This is a genomic window from Microbulbifer sp. S227A (assembly GCF_049800935.1).
Genome location: NZ_JBNAFZ010000007.1, coordinates 102,440 through 123,951, shown reverse-complemented (window position 1 = coordinate 123,951; position 21,512 = coordinate 102,440). Strand labels below are relative to the sequence as shown.

General features: G+C 56.0%; 16 protein-coding genes. 8 read left to right on the top strand and 8 right to left on the bottom strand.

Annotated features, from left to right (window positions below):
* Positions 1-276 precede the first annotated feature (276 nt).
* The 6 genes from ACP15R_RS17040 to typA all read left to right on the top strand — a co-directional run bounded on the left by ACP15R_RS17040 (position 277) and on the right by typA (position 8,063).
* Entirely contained in the window at positions 277-1,026 is a 750-nt protein-coding gene (locus tag ACP15R_RS17040; RefSeq protein WP_424987574.1) for a MipA/OmpV family protein, read from the top strand.
* On the top strand, positions 1,023-1,400 hold the full coding sequence (locus ACP15R_RS17035) for a DUF3019 domain-containing protein (RefSeq protein WP_224867939.1): 378 nt from the start codon (positions 1,023-1,025) through the stop codon (positions 1,398-1,400). Before ACP15R_RS17040 ends, ACP15R_RS17035 begins: the two co-directional genes overlap by 4 nt.
* A gap of 5 nt (positions 1,401-1,405) precedes the next feature.
* Positions 1,406-2,098: a response regulator transcription factor gene (locus ACP15R_RS17030; protein WP_224867940.1), complete on the top strand. Its 693-nt coding sequence runs from the start codon at positions 1,406-1,408 to the stop codon at positions 2,096-2,098.
* An 11-nt stretch (positions 2,099-2,109) separates the two neighbouring features.
* Positions 2,110-3,279 carry an ATP-binding protein gene (locus ACP15R_RS17025; RefSeq protein ID WP_424987573.1) on the top strand — a complete coding sequence of 390 codons (1,170 nt, stop codon included), beginning with the start codon at positions 2,110-2,112 and terminating at the stop codon, positions 3,277-3,279.
* A gap of 184 nt (positions 3,280-3,463) precedes the next feature.
* The gene (locus ACP15R_RS17020) at positions 3,464-5,893 is read left to right on the top strand and encodes a transporter substrate-binding domain-containing protein (RefSeq protein ID WP_224867942.1); all 2,430 of its coding nucleotides are present in this window, start codon (positions 3,464-3,466) and stop codon (positions 5,891-5,893) included.
* 361 nt (positions 5,894-6,254) lie between these two features.
* Positions 6,255-8,063 carry a translational GTPase TypA gene (typA, locus tag ACP15R_RS17015; protein ID WP_224867943.1) on the top strand — a complete coding sequence of 603 codons (1,809 nt, stop codon included), beginning with the start codon at positions 6,255-6,257 and terminating at the stop codon, positions 8,061-8,063.
* Between the two features lie 158 nt (positions 8,064-8,221).
* Here the strand turns inward: typA and ACP15R_RS17010 are convergent, their stop codons facing one another.
* The 4 genes from ACP15R_RS17010 to ACP15R_RS16995 form a co-directional block, all read right to left on the bottom strand.
* Entirely contained in the window at positions 8,222-10,753 is a 2,532-nt protein-coding gene (locus tag ACP15R_RS17010; protein WP_424987572.1) for a TonB-dependent receptor plug domain-containing protein, read from the bottom strand.
* 268 nt (positions 10,754-11,021) lie between these two features.
* A complete protein-coding gene (locus ACP15R_RS17005) occupies positions 11,022-11,585 on the bottom strand; it encodes a glutathione S-transferase family protein (RefSeq protein WP_224867945.1) in 564 nt (187 codons plus the stop codon).
* A 128-nt stretch (positions 11,586-11,713) separates the two neighbouring features.
* Entirely contained in the window at positions 11,714-12,490 is a 777-nt protein-coding gene (locus tag ACP15R_RS17000; RefSeq protein WP_224867947.1) for an outer membrane beta-barrel protein, read from the bottom strand.
* A gap of 283 nt (positions 12,491-12,773) precedes the next feature.
* Complete coding sequence (locus tag ACP15R_RS16995) at positions 12,774-13,319, bottom strand: macro domain-containing protein (RefSeq protein ID WP_224867948.1); 546 nt, start codon at positions 13,317-13,319, stop codon at positions 12,774-12,776.
* An 81-nt stretch (positions 13,320-13,400) separates the two neighbouring features.
* Here ACP15R_RS16995 and ACP15R_RS16990 point away from each other — a divergent pair, with 81 nt between their 5' ends.
* On the top strand, positions 13,401-14,525 hold the full coding sequence (locus tag ACP15R_RS16990; RefSeq protein ID WP_224867950.1) for a GGDEF domain-containing protein: 1,125 nt from the start codon (positions 13,401-13,403) through the stop codon (positions 14,523-14,525).
* Between the two features lie 31 nt (positions 14,526-14,556).
* Here the strand turns inward: ACP15R_RS16990 and ACP15R_RS16985 are convergent, their stop codons facing one another.
* The gene (locus tag ACP15R_RS16985) at positions 14,557-14,946 is read right to left on the bottom strand and encodes an acyl-CoA thioesterase (RefSeq protein ID WP_224867952.1); all 390 of its coding nucleotides are present in this window, start codon (positions 14,944-14,946) and stop codon (positions 14,557-14,559) included.
* A 227-nt stretch (positions 14,947-15,173) separates the two neighbouring features.
* Here ACP15R_RS16985 and ACP15R_RS16980 point away from each other — a divergent pair, with 227 nt between their 5' ends.
* Entirely contained in the window at positions 15,174-16,853 is a 1,680-nt protein-coding gene (locus ACP15R_RS16980; protein ID WP_224867954.1) for an NAD-dependent malic enzyme, read from the top strand.
* Positions 16,854-16,900: 47 nt separating this feature from the next.
* Here ACP15R_RS16980 and ACP15R_RS16975 read toward each other — a convergent pair whose 3' ends face one another.
* The 3 genes from ACP15R_RS16975 to ACP15R_RS16965 form a co-directional block, all read right to left on the bottom strand.
* Entirely contained in the window at positions 16,901-17,752 is an 852-nt protein-coding gene (locus ACP15R_RS16975; protein ID WP_224867956.1) for a polyphosphate kinase 2 family protein, read from the bottom strand.
* Positions 17,641-19,875 carry a plasma-membrane proton-efflux P-type ATPase gene (locus tag ACP15R_RS16970; RefSeq protein WP_224867958.1) on the bottom strand — a complete coding sequence of 745 codons (2,235 nt, stop codon included), beginning with the start codon at positions 19,873-19,875 and terminating at the stop codon, positions 17,641-17,643. Before ACP15R_RS16970 ends, ACP15R_RS16975 begins: the two co-directional genes overlap by 112 nt.
* A gap of 354 nt (positions 19,876-20,229) precedes the next feature.
* On the bottom strand, positions 20,230-21,381 hold the full coding sequence (locus ACP15R_RS16965; protein WP_224867960.1) for a PQQ-dependent sugar dehydrogenase: 1,152 nt from the start codon (positions 21,379-21,381) through the stop codon (positions 20,230-20,232).
* Positions 21,382-21,512 lie beyond the last annotated feature (131 nt).

Genomic DNA, 21,512 nt, shown 5'->3' with positions numbered 1-21,512 from the left:
CCAGTCGCGGGCCTGCTGGCGTGCGCCCGCAACGACAGCATAAAACTTTGCAGTCAGCACTTTCTTCGAGGCGAAGTGTCGCCTGAATCATTTTTGTAACAATTTGTTAGCTTTTGCTGTGTTCGCTAGCGACACACGGAATCACTGTGATAAAAGTTGCCAGCGATAAAAAATAACAACTGTCCAATGTTTCCACGAAGTCTGATAACGCTGTTAAGCCTGCTCCTCGTCTGCACACAAGTCGCGGCCGAAGAGTCACGCGCGCCAGTCTGGAAGTTGAGCCTGGCCGTTGGCGAGGGTGTGATTGAGAATCCACTTAAGGGGCGGGATAACGGGACAACCAGTCTGTTGCCGTCCTTCAGTTACTATGGCGACCGCTTCTTCGTCAGCAACCTGACCGTCGGCTATAGCCTGCTGGAACAAAAGAATTTATATGTAGACCTGGTCGTCCGACCGAATGAAGACGGGATATTTTTCCAGCTAGACCGTGACGACTACACCATGGCCTCACTGTCGAACATCCTTGGCAGTACCGGCGGCGCCTTCGGCTGGACACCGGAAAATATTTCACGGGATATCTCCGCGGTCGCCGGGCCGAGCGCAACATTCGTAACCGCGCCGGTGGATATTTCCTTTGCCTATTTTCAGGATATCACCAAGGTCCATTACGGCTCCGAAACCCATCTGAGTTTCGACAAGCAATACCCATTGTTTGGGGGCTCGTTCGCCTGGAGCCTGGGCGCTGTGCAAAAAGATGCGGACCTGGTGAACTATTACTACCATCTGCGCCCAGAAGAAGCCGGGAGATTCGCCTACTCCTACACGAGACAGTTTCCCCCTGATGATGTCACCGACCGCTATGCGCGAGTTCAATTCGCGTATCCACTGGGGAAACACTTCGAACTCAAACTCGCAGCCAAATTCAACCAGTTCGACCTGGATGGTCGAAATCCGCTGATGATCGAAAAGCCGGAAACCCTAAGTTGGTTTGCCGGCATTCAGTACAGTATCGGTGGCGATCGATGAAACGGCTGTATCTGATTCTCTTCAGCATCTTTCTATTGGGCACCAACCAAGGCGTGCTGGCAGCGGAACTGCGTATTACGCCCTCACTGTGTGCAGTGGCGGAAGATGAAGAGCTGTGCAACATTTCGGTGACGGTGGATTTCCAAGCAAAAGATGACAATGAATACTGCCTCATCGTTTCCGGGCGCGGGCTGGTAAGCTGCTTTTCTGCGAATGACGGCCGCTCGCTGCAGGTCTATGTCTCGGCACACGAAGACCTTTATTTCAAAGTCACCAACAGTGCGAGTGGACTGCAGGTAGCCCAGGCAACGCTAAAAGTCGCCAAGTTTCGCCCCAAACGTCACCAGCGTCGCTATGGCTGGGGGTTCTTGTGAAGCCCATGGGCGGCTACCGCATCCTGTTGCTCGAAGATGACCAACAGCTCGCCGAACTCACCTTACGCTTTCTAAGTGCGCGCCAGTGCGAAGTGATACACGCGGCCAGCGGCAAAGATTTCCTTAAGGCTTTGCACCATCGCGATTACGATCTGATTATTGCCGACGTAGTATTGCCCGATGCCAGCGGCTTCCAGTTGTTAGAACAATGCCGATACCAGATCAACTGTCCATTAATTTTCCTGAGCGCGCTGAGTTCCGTTAACGATCAGGTTAGCGGTCTCGATCTAGGTGCCTGCGACTATCTGGTAAAGCCCGTGGATCCGGAATTACTGTGGGCTAAGATCACCGCAAATATTAGAAACGCCAAACGTCCCACTCTAGTCAGCGATATTTGTTTTGGACCACTGCAAATCGACCTGACCACGCGCGCTGCTTCCATTTACGGCGATGTCATTGAGCTGACCGCAAACGAGTTCGACCTGCTGCTGATCTTTGCCGAGCAACCCACCCAGCTGTTGAGCCGTGAATATCTTTTCCGCCGAGTGATCGGGCGGGAATTTGATGGTCTCGACCGGGTGGTGGACATGCGAGTCAGCCGCCTACGTAAAAAGTTAGATAGTTTTAACGATGGCGTGGCGATCCGCTCCATTCGCGGCCGCGGCTATGCGCTACATACGACGGCTGGTAACGGCTAATGCGAAGTCAAATGCTGCGCTTGCTGGGGATCTTTGCTCTGGCACTCATCGTCGTGCTGAGCGCACTGAGCGCGCTGTACCAGAATTATTCCGACCAACCCGGCGAATATGCCATCAGCGCCGCACAACTTGCCAAAGTACTTGAGCACCGCGACGCACCGCTCGCACAACGCTATCCGCTGAATGCCGTGCACTTCCCCCACGACCTGATGGAACGCATGCAGGCCGGAGAAATTATCGGCCTGGACAATAGCAATGAGCAGATCCTTTTCTACCACCTGAGTGATAACAATGTTGTCCAGATAGGCCCCTTCCCGCAGCGTCAGCCAGAAAGTGTGACGCAATGGCGATTGTTGTTTATTGGCGCCATGCTTTTGGTGTTGTTGGCCGCAATCTGGCCAATGTTTCGGGACCTGAATCGCCTGCAAAATACCGCGATTCGTTTCAGCAAAAAACCATTTCGCCTACCTTCGCGCACCAGCCGCCGTTCGACCATTTACCCCCTGGCGGAGACCTTCCGCCGCAACGCGAATATTGTGCTGGGATACTGTCGCATGAACCAGGATCTGGCGCGTACCATTGCGCATGAAATTCGCACGCCTTTGGCAAGGATTAAGTTCCAGCTGGCCCTTGAAGACAAGGGTAGCGAGGCTGCCCGCATGATCGCCCAGGCCACGGGCGATATCGAATCGCTGATCGAAAAATACCTGACCTTTGCCAAGATAGAAATCCAGGAACAGTTTATTTCCCGCAAGCAGAACGAACTCAATTCATTTTTCAGCGCACTGTCGGATTCTCTCGAGGTGCAATGCCCGGACTTGCAGATCGGCTATTACTTTGCCGATGGTAATGCCTGGTTTGAACCGGATTCGTTGACCATTGCGATTCACAATCTGATCACCAATGCGCGCAAATACGCCGAGGATCGTGTGGATGTGCGCTTCCATCACGATATCAACCGCTGCGTACTGACAATTGAGGACAACGGGGCGGGGCTCGGCGGCGACGCACTGGAGCTGACCGACGCCTTTACGCGGTCGGCAACGGATGATCAGGGATATGGACTGGGGCTCTATATCGTCAAGAAGGTGATGATGTGGCACGACGGAGAGCTCCAATTAGACCGGTCACCGAAACTGGGTGGTACCCGCGCCACGCTCAGCTGGCCAAATTCCGCCTGAATTACCGCATCTGAGACTGCCCAAGCAGCACACAAATCTTTAGATCCTGAACCCCAGGTCACGCCTGTTCCGCGTCGGCAAAGACGTCATATCCAACCGTCAGCCCCAGGGCCACCTTCCCACCGACGAAGTCGCTCCCCGCAACTAAACTGAACATATTCCTTGATGAAGCCGGGATGGGCTGATGCCAACCAATCTGCGAGCAATTTCGGGCCTGTACCTACTCTGCGCACTGCTATTTATTGGTGGCTGCGAGCGCACACCAGAAGATTCAGGACCCCGAAAACAGACAGAGACCAGTACCGAATACGTTGAAGGCGGTGCGGACTCCACGGAGGCTGACGACGACACTGACGCCACGGCCATAAATAGCGCTTCCGGTAAGCCCCATAAAAAGTTCAGCGGGAAGGCGGCACAAAAAGGTGATCTTCGCCCCAGTGCCACATGGGAACCAGAAACCTCTGGGGAATATCCGATTGGTGCGTTCAATAACTATGTCGAAACCGGTGACCTTGATGCGATCAAAAAGCGCGGCATGCTGCGCATTCTGGTAGACATCGCAAATACAGACTCTTTGCACCGCGCGGCGACCCAGCAGGATATTGAGATCGAACTGGCAAGACAGAAAGCGGAAAAGCTGGGCCTCGAGCCCGTGGTTCTATTCGTGGAAAATTTTGACCGCCTCATTCCGCTATTGGTCGAAGGGAAGGGCGATATCATCGCCAACAATCTGGTGCCCACCGGGGAGCGCGCAGAGCTCATCGATTTTAGCAAAACCATCGGCAAGACCCATGACACCCTGGTTTCACACAAGGATATGCCCAAGGTCAAACCTGGCGATTCGCTGCAAGGAAAAACCCTCGTGGTCACCAAGGGGACGGTTTTTGAGACACGCGGCAGGGAAATCGCCAAACAACACCCGGGTCTGAAACTTGAGGTGGTCACACAAAATTATGTCGAGCTGGCAATCGACGTTTCCATGGGGCATATCGACTTCACGGTGATCGATGAACAGATTTTCGATCTGGTGCAACAGTTCCGTGACAATATCAAAAAAAATGTGGTGTTTGAACGGGAAGACCCGCTGACCATCGGTATTCGCAAAGACTCACCGCAGTTAAAGCAGGCACTCAATGAGGCCATCCGCAGCATCAAGCTGACCAGCCCCCACACCCGCCATATTGGCGATCTGGATTCAATCAAGGAACGCGGTGTAATCCGTGCGGTGACCCGCAACCATCCCGGCACCTATTTTATGTGGAAAGGGCGCGTGATGGGCTATGAATATGAATTACTGCAGCAATTTGCCAAGAGCCTCGGTGTGCGACTGGAAATTGTGGTTGCTCCCACGCACATGGAGATATTCACCATGGTACGTGACGGCAAGGCAGATGTTGCTGCCAGTCTGATCTCCGACACCGAAGCGCGGGATGAAGCGGGTATGAACTTTGGCCCCCACTACATAAAGGCCGCGGTATCCATTGTTGGCCAGCCGGAGGACAAGTTAGAGAAACTGGAAGACTTGAATGGCAGAACCATCCATTTGCTGAAGTCCAGCAGCCAGTTCGAAGTGCTCATGACGCTAATGCAGGAGCGCCCCGAGTTCAGGGATTTAAAGATCGACATTCAGCTCGTTCCGGAGAATTTGACCATACCGCAGATTCTTGATCGTGTGGCCGATGGCGAGTATGACCTTACGATTGCCGATGATGTTACCGTCCGCCTGGAAAAACATTGGCGCGACGACATTGTGAAGATTTACGACCTCAAAATTGAAGATAATTTTTATGCGTGGATGGTACGGGAAAGCAATCCCCAGCTGCTCACCGCAATCGAGAAGTTCTTTAACAGCCCCAAAACCGTCAAACTGCGCGAAACACTGTACAAGAAATATTTTGACCATCCGCGTAGAACCCGGAATGAAATCAAGTCGCTCAGCGTGAAGGGCGAAATCTCCCCCTACGACGAGCTCATTAAAAAATATGCGGAGGAATTTAACTTCGACTGGCGACTGATCGTCGCACAAATGTTTCAGGAGAGTTCATTCGACCCCAAAGCGAAATCCTGGGTGGGTGCGCAGGGTCTGATGCAGGTGATGCCGGATACCGGCAAGCAGGTAGGTGAGAAGAACCTGTTCGACCCTGAAACCAGTGTGCGTGCCGGCCTGAAATACCTGCGCTGGCTGTATCGTAAATTCGAGGACAAGGGGATCAGCCCCGAGAACCGAATGTGGTTTACCCTTGCCTCGTATAACGCGGGTCTCGGCCACGTATACGACGCGCAGGACCTGGCGGAAGAAAAAGGTTGGGACCGCAATGTCTGGTTTGGCAATGTGGAAAACGCGATGCTGCTGCTTTCGCAAAGGAAATACTACTCCAAGGCACGCTACGGTTACGCACGCGGGCAGGAACCCTACGATTACGTACGCAAAATTTCCCAGCGCTTCCGCACTTACGCGGCGCTACTGGAGGCCTACCGTCGCCAACAGGACGTCAGCGCAATTCACTGCGTGCTGGCAGCAGCGTGGCCAGACTGGCTCGGCGGCTATGCTGCGCGTGCAGAACCCCGCTTCGCGCGGTGTGGACCTGCAGGGACACTGGCCAGCACCCGTTGAGCCAAAGCGGCCCGAACGCGAGCAGCAGCACCCCGGGGTCACGGGTTTCTGTTCTACCAAATGGCGACTCTTCTAGTCTGGAAGCACCGGCATCGACCAATATTGAGTCCCACATAGTGCCTTGTTACTCGTACGCAGGCGTTTGCAAGTCGCGTGCGCGCAAGACGCTACCGCCAGCCAGGCGATTTTTTCGCACAACTTTTCACCAGTTCAACTCCCAATTGACACATTTCAGCTCTATAATGCGCGCGCTTTGGCCGGATAGCCGCTGTATTCCTCTCAGCCCAGCCCCCGCCTGACCTTATTCTCCGGTGTGACCCGACGGTTGCGCCCAATCACGCATTACGCCCAGAGGCCCCCTGTGATAGACAATCTTCGCAATATCGCGATCATCGCCCACGTTGACCACGGCAAGACCACCTTGGTGGACAAGCTGCTGCAGCAGTCCGGCACCCTCGACCGCCGCAGCGCCGATTCCGAGCGCGTGATGGACTCCAACGATCAGGAAAAAGAGCGCGGTATTACCATCCTCGCCAAGAACACCGCGATCAACTGGAACGATTACCGTATCAACATCGTGGATACCCCTGGGCACGCCGACTTCGGTGGTGAGGTAGAGCGCGTGCTGTCTATGGTGGACTCGGTGCTGCTGCTGGTAGACGCGGTAGACGGCCCCATGCCACAGACCCGCTTCGTAACCCAGAAGGCATTCGAGCAGGGCCTGAACCCGATCGTGGTTATCAACAAGATCGACCGCCCGGGCGCGCGCCCAGACTGGGTAATGGACCAGGTATTCGACCTGTTCGACAGCCTCGGCGCCACCGATGAGCAGCTGGACTTCCCGGTAATCTACGCCTCTGCCCTGAACGGCATCGCCGGCACCGACGAAACCGATATGGCGGACGACATGACCCCGCTGTTCCAGATGATCGTCGACAAGGTTGAGCCGCCCAAGGTTGACCAGGACGGCCCCTTCCAGATGCAGATCTCCGCGCTGGACTACAACAGCTACGTGGGCGTAATCGGTGTTGGCCGCATCACCCGCGGCACCCTGAAGCCGAACCAGCAGACCGTGGTACTCGACCGCGAAGGCAACTCCCGCAAGGCCAAGGTTCTGCAGGTCATGGGTTACCTGGGCCTGGAGCGTGTGGAAGTGGAACAAGCCAGCGCCGGTGACATCGTTTGTATTACCGGTGTCGGTGAGCTGAATATTTCCGACACCCTGTGCGATCCGGAAAACCCGGAAGTGTTGCCTGCACTGACCGTGGACGAGCCCACCGTAAGCATGACCTTCCAGGTAAATGACTCGCCGTTTGCCGGCCAGGACGGCAAGTACGTTACCAGCCGCAACATCAAGGAGCGCCTGGACCAGGAACTGATCCACAACGTGGCACTGCGTGTGGAGCAGGGCGATTCCCCGGACAAGTTCAAGGTATCCGGCCGTGGTGAGCTGCACCTGTCGGTACTGATCGAATCCATGCGTCGCGAAGGCTTCGAGCTGGGTGTATCCCGTCCGGAAGTCGTACAGAAGATTGTCGACGGTGAAGTACAGGAGCCGTACGAGCAGGTAGTGATCGACGTCGAAGATCAGCACCAGGGTTCCATTATGGAAGAGCTGGGTCTGCGCAAGGCCGAACTCACTAACATGGAGCCGGACGGCAAGGGCCGTGTGCGCCTGACCTTCGTGGTACCGTCCCGCGGCATGATCGGTTTCCGTAACCAGTTCCTCACCCTGACCAGCGGCTCCGGCATCATGACCAGCATCTTCGACCACTACGGTCCGGTGAAGGAAGGCGATGTAACCAGCCGCATCAACGGTGTCCTGGTGTCCATGGTGAAAGGCAAAACCCTGGCTTACGCGCTGTATGCACTGCAGGACCGCGGCCGTCTGTTCCTGGGCCACGGCGAGGAGATCTACGAGGGCCAGATCGTGGGCATCCACTCCCGCGACAACGACCTAGTGGTAAACCCGACCAAGGCCAAGCAGCTCACTAACGTACGCGCCGCCGGCACCGACGAAGCCCTGACCCTGACGCCGCCAATTCGCCACACCCTTGAGCAGGCGCTGGAATTCATTGAAGACGACGAGCTGTGTGAGGTAACCCCGAACCACATCCGTCTACGCAAAAAAATCCTGCAGGAAAATATGCGCAAGCGCGCGAAGAAGTAATTCTTCGGAGACAGAAAAAACGGGCCCAATGGCCCGTTTTTTTATCGGCGTTGCAATGTGCTCACGGCAGCTCTCGTCTGCCAGGCAGCACCGTTGACGACGCAAACAAAAAAGCGCCCCGAAGGGCGCTTTTTTTACTTCCGGATCAGGCGAGTTGATTAGAACTCGTAACCCGCCTTGAGGTAGTAGAAGCCACCGCCAATGCCATAAGGCGAGGTTTCGTAGTAAATACCACCCAGTACATTGTCCGGCGCGCCGACGATGGAGCCATCGATCTTGCCGCCCATGTTGTCAAACAGGTTGGACGCACCGGCTGTCAGGGAAACGGATTCCGCCGCCTGGTAGGAAACCTCCATGTCCATGGTGAACTCGGAGCCCAACTGCTCGCCAAACCAGTCGGCGTGAACCCCTACATACTCACCGTAGAAGTTGGTGCGCACGAAGGCGCTGAGCTTGTCCCAGTTCTGCGCCACGGTGAAGGAAGCGCGATGCTCCGGCAGTCCGCGCTCCAGGCGAACGGCCTTACAGATCTCACCCTGGTCATTCAGGAAGGCACCACCACAGGTGGCATCTCCGCCGTTGACCTCGGTCTTGGTCCAGTTGTAGGCCAGGCTGAAGTCCGTGACACCGTCGAACAGTTCCGCACCGTAGGTTGCCACTACATCGACACCGGTGGTTTCGGTATCGAAATCATTGGCGAAGTAGTTGATCTGTCCGATCAGCTCCGGGTTGGGCACACCCGCTGCCGCCATGGCCGCGCGCTGGGCGTCGGTAGGTGCGGCGTTGTCGGTCAGTGCAATGCGGTCTTCCACTTCGATGTAATAGGCATCGATGGTCACATCGACATCCCCTGCGGACATGACCAGGCCGGTGGCGAAGTTAACCGACTCTTCCGGCGTCAACTCTGCCTCACCCAGCTTGGGCGCCGGCAGGGTTTGCGCCTGGGTCAACTGGCCACCAACGATGGAAGTCTGGGTATTGACCACAGAAGCCTGCCCCATGGTGGGCGCACGGAAACCGGTGCTGTGGGAGCCGCGCCAGGCGACGTTGTCGGTCAGCTGCCAGTTGAAGGTCAACTTGTAGTTGGCGGTATCACCGAAGGTGTCGAAGTCCTCGTAGCGCAGGGCACCGCCCAGCAACAGGTCGTCGGTCAGCTGGTTCTCTACATCCACATAGAGGGCATAGTTGCTACGCTCTGCAGTGCCTGCAGAATCAATCGAGAATCCGGCAAAACCGTGCGAGCCGATATTGAAGCCCTGGTCGGCCAGCGGCCCCACCTGCCAGGACATGCCTTCGCCAGCGATAATCTGGAAGGACTCGTCACGCCACTCGGTACCCATGGCGAGGCTGAGGGTATCGAACTGCTTTTGCACGTCGAAGTTTAGGGTCTTTTCCAGCTGGATGTAGGCGCCGGTATCGAAATTGCGCTTGCTGTCCGGGCCAAATGACGGGTTGATAGTATTGTTCAGGCCAAATTGCGCCTCATTGCGACCAACAGAGGCGCTGACATCGTAATTCCAGCCCTGCATGAAACCATCGCTAAACTCACCGCGGCGACCTGCAGTAATGGAGTTGTCGGTAATGTCACCGACAAAGCGCGGGGTGTAACCACCGGGAATCATCTTGTTGAAGACGAAGCAGTTATCGTCCGCGGTCAGCCCAGAAGTCACCATGTCGGAACCATCCGCCAGCGGCACGGTGCGGTAGGCATCGCAGCTCGCGGCGTTGCCATCCAAGGCACCAACCAAGCGAACATCCCCAGTCGTGTAAACGCCGTCACGGCCATTCGGGTTGCGGTAATAGAAGCCGCCGTCCACCGTGCGGGTTGAATGATTACCGAACGCATAAATTTCGCTGCCGTCTTGCAGATCGATACCGAAATTCGCAAACAGAGTCAGGTCATCGTCAATCTTGGGTGAACCCCAGATCTGTGCCGGTGCCGCCACGGCGGTGTTGCCGGCATCAATCATTTCCTGGGCGTCAGGCCGCTGAACTGAGCGTGACGTGTCGTCGACATTCTTCATCTGGAAGCTCAGATTCAGGAAGCCGGCATCGGTCATGGGCATACCGTAGTTGCCGGAGATCGTCGTAGCCTGTCCATCGCCCTCAAAAAATTCCCCGCTTTTGACTTCCAGCGAGCCACCCTCGGCATCATCCTTCAGCACGAAGTTCATCACCCCGGCAATGGCATCTGAACCGTACTGGGCCGCGGCGCCGTCACGCAGTACTTCAACCTGCTTGAGCGCAACGCTGGGGATTACGGAAATATCCGGGCCCTGGGCACCGTCGTTCAGGCCGCCGCCCTGGAAGGCAATGACAGAAGCGCGATGGCGGCGCTTGCCATTCACCAGGATCAGGGTTGAATCAGAGGACAGGCCGCGCATGTTCACCGGGCGGATCATTGAGGCCGCGTCACTAATCGGTTGGTCATGCACGTTGAAAGAAGGCACCGAGCCCTTTAGCAAGTCGAGCATATCGCTGCTGCCGGATTTGGCCAGGTCATTCGCATTGAGTACATCCACCGGTACTGGGGATTCCGATACCGACCGGGCTTTAGTTCTGGTACCGACCGTAACCACTTCTTCCAGAATTTCCTGGCTTTCTCCGCTGGTCTGCGCAAATGCTGGCATGCCTAAGCTACCAGCCAATGCAACAAGGGAAAGAGAAGTTACTATTCCTTGCACCGTCATATTGTCTCTCCAGTTAGCACTATGTATTTCTTATATGGCCAAAATTCGCCGTGTGGATTTCTATTGACGAAATTGGCTTGATGAAAGCAAAGGGCTATTTAATTCCTCTACTGACCGGTTGATTGGAAAACATTAACGGGGGGAAGTCCACCACTAAACAGAACATGAATCTCTACGATGCGGAAAGAAAGTCACAAAAAACGCATAATCCACAAATGGCAAAAATTACAGAGAGGGGGCGGGCGCAAATACCCGGTTTTCGGCTCGATCAAGCCGCGGGCGGTGCCGTGGCCACGAACGCAGAATCCTTGCCAGCCATTTCCAGCAAGCGCTGTAAATTGTCGTGCCCGTTAATGGAATAACGCTGGCGAAACTGCCCCCAGGCAGCCGCCACCGCGATGCGATAGTCGGCATCATTAAATTCGCCGAACACGGGCAACGGCGCCGAGTTCAGCTCGCCCAAAATCGATTCAACACGCTTTTGCTGACGGCGCGTGTATACATTTTCGTTCAGGTCCAAACCGGTACGCTCCAGCAGGAATAAATTGATCGCACTGTCCAGCAAGGTATTCGCAAGGCAATAGCGATCGAGATCTTGTATGTCGCCGATGAATTCCTGCCCCGCTTTTTCACGTATGTATTTTACGATACTCGTGGAGTCGGTGAGCCTGAGTGCACCATCTTCCAGGAACGGTACGCGCAGGGTTGGAGTACCGGGATCTTTACTCGCATGAATATCCAGTTCGACCATTTCCCAATCGAGATTAGATTGCATCAGGGCAATACGGCAGTGGCGCACAAAGGGTGAAGTGAAGCTGCCAAAAAGTTTCATAACGCAGATGTTCCTTTTACAAATCCATACCCGGAAGACGTGATCTGCATCATGACGAAAAGAAAGATACGCGGCAAATAAAAAAACGGGCCACCTGGCCCGTTCTTTCGTTGGCACTCAATCACCAATTAGAAATTGAAGCGGGTACCCAGCTCAGCAACAAAGCTGCTCACTTCCATATCGAAGCGGGCATCGAAAAGATCCGCGTTGACGCGAATATCGTCGGTTTCGCGCCAGCGCAGGCCGCCGAATACGGTCAGCTGTTCGGTTGCATCGAAGTTAACGCCGGCCATTACCTGGTAGGCAAATACGCTGTCGTCGTCGTTGACGATCGTTACGCCAGACGGACGATACTCAACATCGATGTCGGCGTTACCAATGCCAGCGCCGATGTAAGGCTTGAAGGGGCTACCCAGATCGAAGTCGTAATACACATTGGCAAATAGATAGCTTGCGTCGAACTCACCGCGGCCGTCGGCGACCAGATCCGCAACGCTCACGCCCAGATTATCTGGCGCGCCAGTCACCAGAACACCGGCGTCTTCACTGCCCAGCGCGATACCCGCGGTGGCAACGTTGCTGTGGGATTCAACGTCGTTCATGGAGCGCGCATACTCCGCTTCAAAACGAACCTGGCCCATGTTGTAACCGAGTGTCAGACTGTACGCGGTACCACTGTCGACATTGGTGTTCCAACCGACATCAGTACCCGCAGGGAGCGCAACGCCCGCCGGCAGGGTAGTGCCAGGACCGGTGACAAATTCACTGCTGAAGCTGCCACTGGTAGCCGTATTGTCCATATTGCTGTAACCGATGTTACCGCCAATATAGAAATCCTCTGCCTGTGCAGAGATAGAAAGTGCGCTCATCGCCAGGGAAAGAATGAGTTTGTTTTTGCTGAACATAAATACACTCCGAAATTTGCGATTCGATTTAGATCGTTTATTTGATCTTTGTCATTGAAGGTTGCGCTTGGAGTACGGGCGCAGCAAATGTGCGGATTGATTGCAGGGGGGGCAAATTTGAAAAATCGTGAAGCAGTTGGAACTTCAGAATATTGGTTCGCGCTGGATTGATCTAAACAAAATTTGCTTGCGTAGATATAGGCTTAATTTATAAAAATTTGGCACCGATTCACACGCTCAGAAATTTCGACACGAACCCAGCGTGCGCCAATTTTTGTTAAACCTAATCCGCCCAATCGTGTCCGTTTTGATTTTCTGGAAAAAAACGCGCATCCACTTTGCGCCAGGTGGCGAGCGCCGCGCGCGAGTGCAGGCTTACGGTCAGCTGCAAAAAGTCGTCCTGGGCGGCGCGCAGGGCGGCTAGCCCCTGGTGGGCAGCAATTTCATGGGGAAAGCGGTTGGTACCGGCGCCGAGCGCTGGAAACAGCAGGCGGCGCAATCCACGCTCTCTGGCGAGCGCCAGCACGCTGTCGTAACACGCGCGCAGTTGCGCCACCACTTGTGCCCCCCACTGGTCACCACTACTCCACTGAGGGGTGACTGTATGGATCAGATGATTCACCAGTAGATTGGGTGCGGCGCTCATCCGGGCCTCGCCCACCGGGCACTCGGGCAGTTGCGAGCATTCACTGACCAACTCGTCACCGGCGCGATCATAGATCTGTGCGGACAGGCCGCGGCCCCGAATCAGGTGCTTGTGGGCGGGACACACCAGTGCATCGGCCTCCAGACTGAGAACATCTTCACAAATCAGTAGCAGCCGCCCCATGACCCTCTCCGCGCCAGTCCCATTCGCCTTTAATATAGCCCGCTGAGCGCCCGGTGTTAGCCGGCGGGAAACACACGGCTAATGGAAGTGGCCGAACAGAGTACTGGCGATACCATGGAAATCACTGCAGCAACCACCAACGAAGTCTTGCACAACGACAGCGCCGATCCGGTCGCACAGGCCCGCGCCCTGGAACTGCGCCGGCGGATTCAGGCCTCGGGCTATATGCTGATCTTCGCCCTCGCGATTACTGGCGCCATGGGCGTGATTGCACTGATGTCCGCGGATGCGGTGCTGTCCACAACGCTGTTTATCGTGGCAGGGATTATTCTGCTGTCCTACGTGGGCGTGAATATCGCCGGTCCCAGCCGCAAGACGCCGATTCTGGTAGGTGCACTGCTGCTGGTATTGTTTTTCTATCTATTGCTGTCCGGTGGCGTGAATAACACCGGCCTGATGTGGGCGGTCATGCTGGTGCCGGGCTTTATCAACCTGTATGGCTACAAGTGGGGCACGGTCACCCTTGGCGGTATCGGTGGCGCCACCGCGCTGATCCTGTTCTACCCGGACTTCCCGGGACTGCTGGCGGAATACGACACCGCCCACCGCGCGCGCTTTATCGCCGTATTCGGCGCCCTCACCGCGCTGACCGCGATCCTCGACAGCAGCCGTCACCAGACCCAACAGATGCTGCACAAGCTCACCGCAGAACTGGAAAGCCACGCCAGCACCGATGCGCTCACCGGGCTGGCCAACCGCCGCGAAGCCTACCGCGCCATCGATGAGATGGAGCGGCGCAACCACGAACTGGCCGGGCGCTACGCGGTGCTGATTGGTGACCTGGACAGCTTCAAGGCGATCAACGACACCTACGGCCACTGCTTCGGTGACCGTATCCTGCAGGACGTCGCGCAGACACTGCAGGACAATACCCGCGCGGACGATGTGGTCGCGCGCTGGGGCGGCGAGGAGTTCTTGATTCTGCTGCCCAATACGGACGTACAGGGCGGCGGCATACTGGCCGAGAAGCTGCGCCACAAGGTCGAGGCGCTGAGCGGCCAGTACGAAGAGGATGTGAAAATTTCTATCAGTTTCGGCGTTGCCGAAGGTGGCAACAACGCAAAGCAGAGCCAGCTACTGGCGGAAGCGGACTCCCGCCTGTACCGGGCCAAGGACAGCGGTCGTAATCAGGTCATCACCACCTGAGAACGATACCCGGCATCTCAGTCACAACGGGCTAAACGAGATGTTCCTGCAGCTCCTGCTTAACGTCTTCCGGAATCGGTGCCTTGGTCTGCTGCGCATAGTCAAAGTGCACCATCACACAGTCCCCCTGCGCCACCAGCTTGCCCTTCTGCCACACTTCCTGATGGATGGTCATTGAGGTATTGCCCACGCTGCTCAGGCTGGTGCGGATTTCCACCGGTGAGTACAGGTAGATCTGCGCGACAAAATCCACATCCATTTTCTTCAGGATCAGATTCCACTTCTGCAGATCGAGCGTCGGATTGAACAGCTCGAAGATCGGTGTGCGCCCCTGCTCAAACCACACCGGCACCACGGTGTTGTTGATATGCCCGAGGGCATCGGATTCGCTGAAGCGGGGTTCGATCTGAAAGCTGAACATGAAAATCCTTGCAAAGTTTTGTGTTGTTTTGCGAGAGCCTACCGCACTTTCTTTTCCAATTGTTCTTTTCAGAAAAATTCCGCTTTTACCTCCCGCTCGGGGTGAGACACAGGCACACAAGCCTGCGTAAAATGCGCCCCAGAATTTCCTGCGCGTCAATGACAAAGGCTGTCGCGCACATGACTGTTTACCACCATTTTGGTCGCCGATTACCTGTTTACTTATTTATGAGCCAGAAAACCAAACGTCCCCTGTATATCCCCCACGCCGGCCCCTCGCTGCTGGAGATGCCGCTGCTGAACAAGGGCAGCGCCTTCACCTTACAGGAGCGTATCGAGTTCAACCTGGTGGGCTTGCTGCCCAACAACGTGGAGTCCATCAGCGAGCAGGCGCGCCGTGCCTACCACCAGTACCAGCAGTGCAGCACGGATCTGGAGCGCCATATCTACCTGCGCGCGATCCAGGATGACAACGAAACCTTGTTCTTCCGCCTGATCGAACAACACATCGAAGAGATGCTGCCGATCATCTATACCCCCACCGTGGGCGCGGCCTGTGAAGAGTTCTCCAATATCTACCGCAACCACCGCGGACTGTTTGTGTCCTACCCGGACCGCAAACACATGGACGATATCCTGCGCAGTGCGACCAAGGAAAACGTAAAAGTCATCGTGGTCACCGACGGCGAGCGCATTCTCGGCCTCGGCGACCAGGGTATTGGCGGTATGGGCATTCCCATCGGCAAGCTGTCCCTGTACACCGCCTGCGGCGGTATCAGCCCGGCCTATACGCTGCCGGTCACCCTGGATGTGGGCACCAACAACCGCACCCTGTTGAACGACCCCATGTATATGGGCTGGCGCAACGAGCGTATTTCCCAGGAGGAGTACGATGAATTCATTGAGGAATTTATTGCCGCGGTAAAACGTCGCTGGCCCAAGGTATTGATTCAGTTCGAAGACTTCGCCCAGAACAACGCCATGCCGCTGCTCAACCGCTATCGCGATGAGGTGTGCTGCTTCAACGACGATATTCAGGGCACCGCTTCGGTGGCACTCGGCACCATGCTCGCCGCGTGCAAGGCCAAGGAAGAGACGCTGTCCAAACAGAAGGTGCTGGTGGTGGGTGCCGGTTCCGCTGGCTGTGGTATTGCCGAGCAGGCGGTCTCCGCCATGGTCGGCGACGGGCTCAGCGAAAAAAAGGCCCGCGAGCGCATCTTTATGTTCGACCGCTACGGCCTGGTCACCAACGAGATGAAGGGCCTGCACGATTTCCAGGAAAAACTGGCGCAGAGCACCGACAAATATCCGCACTCCCCGGAATGGGACCTGCAGACCCTGATCGAACACGTGAAGCCCACCATCCTGATCGGCGTATCGGGCCAGGGCGGATTGTTCACCCAGCCGGTGATTGAAGCGCTGCACAAAGGCTGCAAGCGCCCACTGGTAATGCCGCTGTCCAACCCAACCTCGCGCGCCGAAGCCACGCCGCAGGAAGTGCTGGAGTGGACCCAGGGTGAGGCCATGGTGGCCACCGGCAGTCCGTTTGATCCGGTCGAACTCGATGGTAAGAAATACCCCATCGCCCAGTGCAACAACGTGTACATCTTCCCGGGCGTCGGCCTGGGTGTGATCGCGGCCAATGCCAACCGGGTGACCGAGAACATGCTGATGGCGGCCTCCAACGCGCTGGCAGAAAACGCGCCAGTAGTAAAAGAGGGCAGCGGCGCGCTGTTACCGGCGATGTCGAACATTCGCGAGGTGGGCAAGGCCATTGCCATGGCCGTGGGCCTGCAGGCACAGGAAGACGGCGTAGCCCCGGGTATTACCCAGGAGAAGCTGGAGAGAAATATCGAGAAGAATTTCTGGTCGCCGAACTACCGGCGTTATCGCCGGGTTGCCTTCTAGGGCAGTCCGCCGCCAATTGTGTCTGGCCGCGCCTGCGGCCGGATCATTTATTTCTTACCATTTTTTTTCTTTTTCTCGCCGTTTTTTCCCGAATCCTTATCTTCCTTGTTCACCTCTTTGTTCAACGCGTGGTATTTCTTGCGGATACTGTCGATATCCACGGTGGGCTTGGGGAATTTCATATCCAGTGACTGCAGTGCGCGCAACACGATTTGCGATACAACCAGGTTGCGAAACCACTTCTTATTCGCCGGAATAACGAACCAGGGCGCGTGCTTGGTACTGCACTTTTCCAGCACATCTTCGAATGCCGTCGTATAGTCGTCCCAATACTGTGCCTCGGAGTAATCCGACTCACTGATCTTCCAGTGTCGCGCCGGATCGTCGATACGCTTCTTAAAGCGTTCCAACTGCTCATCGGCATCGATATGCAGGTAAAACTTAAGAACGGTAGTGCCATTGTCGGCGAGTAACTTTTCAAAGTTATTGATGTGTTCATAGCGCCCGGACCAAATTTTTTTTGGCACTATGTTGTGCACTCGCTGAACCAGTACATCCTCATAGTGCGAGCGATTAAAAATCGCCGCATGGCCACGCCGTGGAGTCACCTTGTGACAGCGCCACAGGAAGTCGTGCTCCGATTCTGCCGTTGACGGCTGCTTGAACCCGGTTACTGTACACCCCTGCGGGTTCATAAAACCCAACACATGGTTGATGGTGCCGTCCTTGCCTGCGGCATCGCGCCCCTGCAAGCAGATTAACAGCGAGTGTTTATGTTCGGCGTACATCAGATACTGCAATTCACGCAGCTTGATCTTGTATTCCTGCGTGACCGCAATCGCCGCGTCTTCATCCTTGATATCGCCATGATACGAGGCATCAATTTTGCCCAGATGCACCTTGCTCCCCGGTTTGACACGGAAATCGTCAAAGTAGTCCACTGCTTTTCTCCGGAACTTTTTCTGCACCACCGAGATGCTGGTAGAGCACGCGCTTTACCACGTCGAGCACTAACATCCAGACGAGCATGTAACACCACACCAACCCGATAATCACCCAGGGTATTTTCGGCACCAGCCAGCCAAAGCCGCACATCAATACGGCAAGTACCTGGGTACCGAGAATCGCGATCACCAGCGGGCGCGGTCAGAATGATCGCCGCCGCTGCGCGCGCGGCGTCGGTGGCACCACTCACGGCAATACCGCAATCGGCCTGCTTGAGAGCCGGGGCATCGTTGACCCCATCGCCGGTCATCGCCACCTGGTGATGCTGGCCCTGCAGTGCTTTCACAATCGCGTATTTGTGCTCGGGAAACACCCGTCCGAAACCATCCACTTTCTCTACACATTCGATGCTTTTCTGCGGCAGATGATCGGGATTAAAGTCCTTGGGAAACACATCCGCCGCATTCAGGATATTGGTGCCGATGCCAACCTGTTGTGCGATTTCCTTACCGATGGCCACATCGTCACCGGTAATCATTTTTACCGCGAGCCCATGCTCCCGCGCCCGGGCGATGGTCTCACGAGAATCTTCGCGGGGAGGATCCTCCAGTGACAGGATGCCGAGAAATGACCAGTGATCGCCGTCATTTTCCGACATGGAAACGGCCAGCGCGCGCAAACCATGCGCGGCCAGATCCGCCACACTCTGCTCGACTTTTTTCGCCGCGTCGCCTTCAAGCGCACACAATTTGGCGATGGCCTGGGGCGCACCTTTGGCGAAGCTCAGCGCCTTGCCATCGGCATTGGTCACTTTGGCGAGTGTGTATTTGGTAACCGGGTCAAAGGGGGTAAAGTCACTGCGGATATACTTTTTCAGTGCGGAGGGGTCTTTTATTCCGGCGGCGATTGCGCAATCGATGGGGTCACTGGAACCGGCCTCCGAGGCGAGCGCAGCACCGACGATCAGGGTATCGGCATCCTCTGCATCAAACAGTTTTGGTTCGTGTAAGGTGAGCTGGTTTTTGGTGAGCGTACCGGTTTTGTCGGTACACAGGATATCCACGCCCGCGAGTTCCTCGATCGATTCGAGGCGCGACACAATGGCTTTCTTGCGCGACAGCGCCAGCGCACCGAGTGCATTGGTGACGGTGACCACCGATGGCATGGCGACAGGAATCGACGCAATTAGCAGCACCAGCACCAGACGCAAAATATCGACCGCACTGGACCAGTGCCAGTCTTTCGCCACTACGATATCGTGGTACAGCTCATAGCCCACCAGGACCAGCGCCAGCAACAGGCAGAAAAAAATCAGAAAGTCGCCGATCTGGGTCATGGCGCGCTGTGAATGCGACATGCCTTTGCCGGCACTGGCCACGAGTTTGGCCGTGCGCCCAAAAAAGGTATTGCTACCCGTACCGATGACCACAGCACTCATGGCGCCGCGCTTGGCGATACTGCCGGAGTAACCGATGTCGCCGGCCTTCTTATCCACCGGCAGTGACTCGCCAGTGAGCGCAGCCTGATCGATGCTAATGAAGTCACCATCGATAAAACGCACATCCGCGGGCACTATCTGCCCCAGGCGCACGCGTACGATATCCCCGGGAACTACTTCCGCCGCATCTACTGCCTGATAGTCACCATCGCGCAGCACTTCCGCCTTGGGCGCCATGCCGGCTTTCAGCGCAGCGAGCGCACGGGATGCCTTACGCTCCTGCCAGAAACCGGCTACCGCGTTGTACAGCAGCAGCACGCTGATAATTGCGAAGTCCGCCCAGTGCCCGATGATCGCCGACAGCAAGGCGGCAGCTTCGATCATCCACGGTATCGGGCCCCAGAAATAATGCAGGAAGCGGCGCCATGCACTTTCTTCTTTCTCGGTGATGGCGTTGGAACCATATTCTTGCAGGCGTGACTTGGCATCCGCACCGGTGAGGCCCTTTGCGGACGTACCCAAAGTGGCAAAAACACTCGCCAGATCTACCGTCTCCAGGTTGACCTGATCAGCGGTGGCGGAGTCGCCGGATGCAGCAGTTGTCGGTTTCCCGTCACCGGGAGAAGTCGAAGTAGCCAAGGTTTCCCCAGATCACAATACACGCCAGCGACCGCAAAAACGACGCCATATAGTTAATCTAGCAGCTGGAGATGGTTTTGCCGCCTGAGGGCATAAAGGAAGAAAAAATGCCGCCTTGGGCAAAGGCGGCATAAATGGGGCAACTCGCAGGTGCTCAGGGGGTTGAGCACCTTAGGAGGGAGAGACAAAAGACTGCAAAGGGGGTCTGTGTTTTGTCTCGAAGATTTCTACGGGGCGCGCCGTGGGTCGGATTACTGATTCGGTGATTTTTTTACTGAAGATTTTTTCCTTATAAAAAACCCCGCCAAATGGCAGGGCTTTTCACACAGAGTTTTTCGGCGTGCGCAGACTGTGTTATTCCACGACGGGCTCCAAACGGTAAAGGCCGCCATCGTTGGAATCGTTCAACAGATAGAGATAACCATCCTTCCCCTGACGCACATCACGGATTCTTCCCACCTGCCCTTCGAGCAGGGTTTCAGTGCCCGCCACCTTGTCGCCATCAAGTACAACGCGCACCAATTTTTCACTGCCGAGCCCGCCGGCCAGCAGGTTGCCTTGCCAGGCCGGGAAACGCTCACTCTTTACCAGTGCCAAACCCGATGGCGCAAAGCGCCCATCAAAAATAAACACCGCATCCCGCACGCCCGGTGCCGAGGGTACACCAATGGCGGCCTCGCCACTGTATTCAAAACTTTTGCTCACGGTGGGCCAGCCGTAGTTAACACCGGGCTCTATCAGGTTGAGTTCGTCGCCGGTGCGCGCGCCATGCTCGCTGGCCCAGATACGACCGTCGGCGGTTACCGTCATACCCTGAATATTGCGATTGCCATAACTGTAAATTTCATCATGGCCGCGCTTGTCGCCAGCAAATGGGTTTCCTTTTACCGGCGCACCGGTATCACTCATGCGCAACACGCTGCCGGCATGATCGCTGATATCCTGCGCGCGCTCGCGCACTATACCGCGGTCGCCAATGCTCATCAGCAAGGTACCATCCGGCAACCAAGCCAGTCGTGAGCCGTAGTGCCGACCCGGGGCAGAGTAGCGGTCCTGCTCGAACACCGGCTGCACATCGGCCAGCCCCTGCTCAGTGAGTTTGGCGCGCACCACTGCGGACGCAGATTCCGCGCCATTTGCAGACGGTTTTGAATACGTCAGGTAAATCCAGTTGTTGGTGCCATCACCAAATTTGGGATGCAATACGACATCCAGCAACCCGCCCTGGCCCTTGGCGGAAACTTCTGGCACACCTTCCAGATAAGTGGTCTTGCCATTGTCTATGAGCGCCAGGCGCCCGCGACGCTCGGTCACCAGAAAACGGCCGTCCGGCAACTGCGCGACCGCCCAGGGGTGGTGCAAATTTTCGGCAAGCTGCACGATGCGAAATGCTTGCTGCTCGCTGGCAATGTTCTTCTCGACTACTTTTTCCGCAAGTGCTGGCATTGCCAGACACATTACGATAGCGGCAAGGCCGGTACGCAATAAACTAACCGGATTTAACATAGCGATTTCTCCATAACTCTTGTCCGGGACCGAATAGATTTTTAGTCCCTGAATATACGGCGCGTTTTTAGAGTTTGCTCAGCGCTGGCTTGGCATCGGACCAACACTGGCAAAAAAAAGCCGGGCAAAGC